This window comes from aff. Roholtiella sp. LEGE 12411 (assembly GCF_015206995.1).
Classification (GTDB): Bacteria; Cyanobacteriota; Cyanobacteriia; order Cyanobacteriales; family Nostocaceae; genus Komarekiella.
Genome location: NZ_JADEXR010000248.1, coordinates 1 through 5,358, shown reverse-complemented (window position 1 = coordinate 5,358; position 5,358 = coordinate 1). Strand labels below are relative to the sequence as shown.

The window sequence follows — 5,358 nt, the reverse complement described above, 5'->3', positions numbered from 1 at the left end:
CTATTTAGTATGAAAAAATAGGGGTAGGGAAGGGGTCAGCTATCGGCTGACCCCTTCCCTACCCCCTATCCGTATGAGAATAATAATGATTCCTATACGGAGACATTTCTATATTTTATTTTCTGGAAGTCCCTTATATGCAATCACACTTTCACGGTCTTAATCTTAGCCGTGCTTGGATGCTTGAGGGCATCATTTCTGGATTACCCAATGATGACCAGCGGATAGAAACACTCCGCTGTGCTGCTGTTCACCATCGTCGAAGTGGACTAGCAGATGTTATCAGTGAACATTATGCAGCTAGTCACTGGTTAGGAACTTTTGCTGTTTACCTCATAACAAATCGTGGATTGCAAAAGCAATATGTAAGCTAAAACTTATTACTCGGTTATGAATAAGCCCAAAAAGTCACAGTTTATTTAACCAGTTTTTTGATGATAAAGGAATCAAAATATTATTGGGAGAAGATGTAGAAAATGATTATCTCAATGATGATAAGATTGGCAGAATTATGGATAAATTATCTAAATATGGATTGAATAATCTTGGAGAGCGAGTCAGATCACTAAAATTATTGCGCTCGGTAACATCTGAAATGTTATTGATGTGGGATAGGGGCTTGCATTCCTACGCAATGGTACAAACAACGGTAAGTAAAGGTTGTGATTATTTAGGCAGAATTCCTGCCAATGTTAAATTTTTAAGCGAAGAAGCTTTAGACGATGGTTCATATTTAAGTTATATTTATCCATCTGGTAAATTGAGAAAAAGGCTTCAGTTTCACCCTTACGTCTAAGTTTCACAGGAACATTACGAGTTGTTCGTCGTGCCCTTCCCAAATTCCAGCGTCTACAACCACAAGAACTTCCCTTTTTTTGACTTGGTTAACTGTAGAGATTCTTGACCAACTTCTACCTGAAAGGGTTCATAGAAACAACCCAAGAGTTGTGAAAAAGCCTGTATCAAAATTTCGCTCGAAAAAAGTTAAACACAGAGGGACTGGAACAATAAGCAATCCTCCTGTGTTTGTTGTTTCAAGCACTGCATAGCCTTAACTGAACCGTATTGGGTTATCAGTGACGATATTGTATTTGAAGATTTAGATCTTAAGTAAAACTTTCTACTTATGCAGGTAGGGAACTCTGGCTTACTGTTTGTTAATTATCTGTGGCAGTTTGTCAACACCTAACAAAAAGATATTTTCATTTTGCTAGTATCATCCATCAGAGGTAGTTTGGTGAGTTTGGATGGAGAAATCAACTAAGCAAGTACAATTTTGGCTTTGTGCAACTATCATCCTGTTGGGTTTGGTAGGCTGCGATCGCCTGGTTGGTAATTCTGGAAACGTGGTTGAGCGAGTTAGTGATGGCGACACTTTAGTAGTCAGAGATACCAATGGTCAAAATGTCACCGTGCGCTTTGCTTGTGTTGATGCGCCGGAAGTAGCCCATTCTAACAAGGAAAAACAAAGTAGACGCAGCAGCGATCGCAATCAATTTAATTGGGGTGTGAGAGCGCAAGAACGCGTCAGGGAACTGGTCAAACAAGGAGGCGATCGCGTGAACTTGAATATTACCGATAGCGATCGTTATGGAAGACAAGTTGCAGAAGTCCGCCTTAGAGATGGGACTCTTGTGCAAGAAGTGTTAGTGCAAGAAGGTTTAGCAAAGGTGTATCGTCCTTATTTAAATAAATGTCCCAGTAGAAACTTAGTCCAACAAGCGGAGGCTGAGGCGAAACAACAACGGCTTGGTGTTTGGAGTGATTCTAGGTTTGTTAATCCTTGGGAGTACCGCACTTTTAACAAGATAGCAAAGTAGGATGGGTAATGCTTACCAATTATTCTTTGTGGTGGGCATTATTCAAATTTTACTTCTTCTGTGCGTCAGGGGAGGAAGAAACCGAGGAAGGTGCAGCACTTTTAGAATAAGAACCCCATCCCGCCTTTGACTTACATCAAAGTCTGCCCTAAACGCTTGCTCTTAGGGGTTGGGGGTGGGGTGTTAGGGACTTTTGCAAGAGGTCTAAATGAAAACCGCTGTAATCCTTAGCCGGAAACGACCTAGCTAATCTTAATATCCGGTTTTTTCCGAACAATTGGAGTTGAAGCCCATACCTTGGCATTTTTTAGCTTCCAGTATTTGCCTAACTGCACCATTTCGCTGGGAAACCATTAAAGTTGTCGCTATCACAGTCAGCGTCATAATAGTGGCTAGCCCCAGCATAGTAGTTCTTTGTCTACGTTTTATTGAAGCGACTAAATTATCTATGCCAGTACCAGCACCCATTACCTGCATTGGCTTCAGCGCTTCCAAAGCCACAGATGCATTAGTATAGCGACGTTTACGGTTGCGTTCCACCATTTTCATCAACCACGACTGAAAACGCGGATTGATGTGGGGAACTAATTGCTGGAAACAAAAGTGATAGTTATCATCAATTAATTTCCCAATCTCAACAGAACGGGTATTAGTTAGTAAACAAATCAGTGTTACCCCTAAACTATACAAGTCTGACGCCTCAGTGAGGGCATGACCTAACTGTTCCTCTGGTGGCATGAAACCTGGTGTTCCTGCTACAAAGCTACTAAGAGCTATTTTTGCACCCTGTACCCTAGCCAATCCAAAATCAACCAGGTAAGCATTTAGTTGCTCATCAACTAGAATATTTTCTGGTTTGATATCTCGATGGATGATTGGGTTAACTTGATTTTGTAGATAAACCAAAATTTCTAAGATTGAAAGAGCTATTTGCTTGATTTCTTGAGGATGAAAGCTACGTCTTAGTCCTAAAGATGGAGCATTTTTATACTCCTGCACTATATAAAAAATCCCTGATGTTTCAAAGGAATCTATATAGCGGGGAATGCGAGAATGATTTATTTGTTTAAGGATTTCAATTTCTCGCTCGTAAGCTTTCACACCTGACCAGTCAGTACCCGCACTAGTGAACCTGAACTCTTTAATTACCACCCGTTCATTACAGTTGAGGGCATTAGCCAAGTAAGTAATGCGTCCCCCTTCCCGATTACGTCCTAGTTCACGAATCACTTCATAGCCTAGCTGGGAAAAATCTGGATGGTAACTTGAGGGAATTACCCTTTTATATTCATTACACAGATCAAGCTCCATTTAACACCACATAAGTTCGATTTTGTAAAGGTGAAATTAAAAAATAAGACGCACTCACCCAAATTGTTAGCCTTACTTTTACAACTTTTACACTGACCGCACCAAGGCTGATAGCACCAATTTCTTCTTAGTGTCTTGCATCTCAACACAATTCGGATAAGCACTCTTCAGCCTCTGTCATGGTCTGGGAAAATGCTTACGGGGCAAAGGGTAAATTCAAACTTTTGTGCTTGAACCGAACTGTATTGTCTTGCATCTAGTAGTCTGCCAAAGGAACACACAGCGGGGTAAAGGTAAAGAGGTAAACAGAAAAGGTGTTTTATCCCTTGCCCTTTCTCCTTTCATCTTTTCCTAATCTACACGCGCAATACTTGTGTGGTGAACTACTAGGCGCGAAGTTATGTCCTTTGTGCTAGCCAAGCGACAATCTGGGCATTTACAACATCTGGAACTTCATCGTGAGGACAATGGCCGGCGTTGGGAATGGGAACAATTTTGATTTCTTTGCCATTTTTACGCGCCTCCTCATAAATCTTTGCCCCGGTAATCGGTGTCCAAGGATCATCAGCACCCCAAATTACTAATAGGGGACGTTCAACTTTGGGTAATAGTTCCACTGGAGCTGGGCCTGGAGGTGCTGTAAGAATGGAGGCGAAAACTTGTTGCGCTCCCGGATCGCAAGCGGGAGTATAAAGTAAATCAACTAATTCATCAGTAACAGCCGTGCGATCGCGGTAAACTTGGTAAAGGGTACGGCGAATTTGGGCTTTTTGACGGATACGGTTAAAGACAAATTTGCCTGTAAGAGGCGATCGCACAAACCTGTTAAAAGCTCCCATAACAATACGTAGTGGTGGATTCAATTCGTGGGGACGATGACTCAACCCGCCCGCAACGTTAATTAAAACACCACCAGCAGCAATTTCTGGATGTTCTACCAGTACTATCAAGCTCAAAAGTGCGCCAATGGAGTTACCAATAAATACAGTCGGTTCTTGAATGTGTGCCGTCCAAAAATCTTTCAGCAGTTCTACCCAAACCTCTACACTGTAATTAATTGGTGCTTTCTCAGAACCACCAAAACCCAAAAGATCTATGGCAAAAACTCTGTAGCCAGCACCTGCTAAAACTGAGATATTTTTGCGCCAGTGTCCAATGGAAGCACCAAAGCCGTGAACTAGTATTAGAGGGCGTCCTGCACCCATGACAGTATACTGAATTTTATAGCCCCGCCAAGTCCAAAAGAATTTTTCAAAGGCATCTTGCGTTGCTGTCTGCTGTGTAGTTACAGTCATTATTAAGATTAATAAAGTGTTTCTTAAATATAGTAATGTTCTCTGACCTCAAACAACTCTGATTAAAATGGTATTTTGAAACTAGTCCCAGTTGAGTTAAGGTCTTGGCTCTATGACCCTTTCTACCAACCAACTCAAGACCGAGATTATCTACCCCGACTCTGATGGTACACCGATGGCGGAGAGTGATCCAGCACGGGATTATCTAATTTATGGTGTAGAGTCCCTAGACATTTATTTTCAAGATCAAGATGACGTCTATGTATCGGGAAACTTGTTCATTTACTACAAAAAGGGTATTCCTAGTGCTGTCGTAGCTCCCGACGTCTTTGTAGTGTTTGGAGTAGAAAAAAAGAAGCGCCTCAGCTACAAGGTTTGGCAAGAAGCGGGTAAAGTCCCAAGTTTTGTTTTAGAAGTGACTTCTTTAACCACCCAAGAGAACGACGAAGAGGATAAACCCAAGAAATACGCACTTTTAGGTGTGCAAGAGTACTTTCAGTATGACCCAACTGGCGATTACCTCAATCCGCAATTGAAGGGTTCTAGTTTAGTTGAGGGTAGATATCAACCTATTGCAGCAAAGCTTTTACCTGATGGAGTTACGTCAATTCACAGTGAAGTATTGGGTTTAGACCTCAGGCTGATTGACGGAGAATTGCGGTTTTTTGAACCCCAAACTGGAAAAAAACTCTTGAGTCACAAAGAAACGGAACAAGCTCGACAGGAAGCAGAACAAGCCCGACGAGATGCAATACCTCGATTATTAGAGTTGGGCTTAAGCATGGATCAGGTTGCAAGTTCTCTTAGTTTACCTGTGGATGAAGTGAGACGCTTTATTCAAGAGTGATAACGCTGCTCCTGGCAAATAACAGTTACCCGAACACTAGATAGAGAAGAGTTAGCCAATGCCCCATCCCCAATGCCCCATGCCC

5 protein-coding genes and 2 pseudogenes are annotated in these 5,358 nt (G+C 41.9%); 5 read left to right on the top strand and 2 right to left on the bottom strand.

Going from position 1 to position 5,358, the window contains the following annotated elements; all coding sequences use genetic code 11:
- The first annotated feature begins 137 nt into the window (after positions 1 to 137).
- From IQ246_RS28675 to IQ246_RS28660, 4 genes and pseudogenes are all read left to right on the top strand, one after another.
- Entirely contained in the window at positions 138 to 374 is a 237-nt protein-coding gene (locus IQ246_RS28675; RefSeq protein WP_244142197.1) for a DUF2891 family protein, read from the top strand.
- Positions 375 to 415: 41 nt separating this feature from the next.
- Positions 416 to 547, top strand: a pseudogene (locus IQ246_RS31410) (DUF4277 domain-containing protein); the annotation flags it as partial.
- Positions 545 to 879, top strand: a pseudogene (locus IQ246_RS28665) (IS4 family transposase); the annotation flags it as partial. The pseudogenes IQ246_RS31410 and IQ246_RS28665, both read left to right, overlap by 3 nt.
- A 368-nt stretch (positions 880 to 1,247) precedes the next feature.
- On the top strand, positions 1,248 to 1,820 hold the full coding sequence (locus IQ246_RS28660) for a thermonuclease family protein (RefSeq protein WP_194006679.1): 573 nt from the start codon (positions 1,248 to 1,250) through the stop codon (positions 1,818 to 1,820).
- A gap of 252 nt (positions 1,821 to 2,072) precedes the next feature.
- Here the strand turns inward: IQ246_RS28660 and IQ246_RS28655 are convergent, their stop codons facing one another.
- Together IQ246_RS28655 and IQ246_RS28650 are read right to left on the bottom strand one after the other, a co-directional pair.
- Positions 2,073 to 3,131 (bottom strand): serine/threonine-protein kinase, encoded by a 1,059-nt coding sequence (locus IQ246_RS28655; RefSeq protein ID WP_194006678.1) that lies wholly within the window; start codon positions 3,129 to 3,131, stop codon positions 2,073 to 2,075.
- 398 nt (positions 3,132 to 3,529) lie between these two features.
- A complete protein-coding gene (locus IQ246_RS28650) occupies positions 3,530 to 4,426 on the bottom strand; it encodes an alpha/beta fold hydrolase (RefSeq protein WP_194006677.1) in 897 nt (298 codons plus the stop codon).
- A 112-nt stretch (positions 4,427 to 4,538) separates the two neighbouring features.
- On the opposite strand from IQ246_RS28650, the gene IQ246_RS28645 reads away from it, so the two are divergent.
- Positions 4,539 to 5,273, top strand: a complete 735-nt coding sequence (locus tag IQ246_RS28645) for a Uma2 family endonuclease (protein ID WP_194006676.1) — start codon at positions 4,539 to 4,541, stop codon at positions 5,271 to 5,273.
- Positions 5,274 to 5,358 lie beyond the last annotated feature (85 nt).